Here is a 540-nt window from a genome sequence, read left to right on the forward strand (position 1 = left end):
ACTTTGGGCCGGACAAAGGCGACACAATAGGGCTCGATAGAGGGTCAGCTTTTTAGGCGAAGCCGTTAAGAAAAGCGATACAAATTCTTTTTGCTCGCCGAAGGCGATTCATATGGCCACCAGCATTCTGCTAGGACGGTGACAACGGGGGTTTGTTGGCATCGTACTAGCGCTGGTGGACAACAGCCCATGAGCGGCAATACTTGGCGAGGAACGAGACTTAGTAATGCAGGGGTAAGTCCGGCGGGTGGGCCTCGGTGGCGACTAGGGGGAACCCCTGTTAGTGGAGAGAAATTCATAACCTGCAATAAAAAAGAGCTCTATTGCAGGTCGATATTCTATTTAGATTCTATGCCGCCATTCGCTCGTATTGTGTGTTTAACACATTGTTAAGCCACTTACCAACCCATTCACCAACCCAACAAAAGGCCGAGTAAATCACCGACTGGCCCAAACATTCGTGGGCTAGTCCTACGGTCAGATCGCGAACGAACGATTCTGGTATTTGCTTGCACTTGGCATGTTCAACAGTTGTAAATA

At 49.3% G+C, this 540-nt stretch carries 1 pseudogene; it reads right to left on the reverse strand.

Features of this window, described 5'->3' with window-relative positions:
• Positions 1–349: 349 nt before the first annotated feature.
• A pseudogene (locus tag R7040_RS29415) lies at positions 350–540 on the reverse strand (hypothetical protein); the annotation flags it as partial.

The organism is Vibrio sp. 1069 (assembly GCF_033340555.1).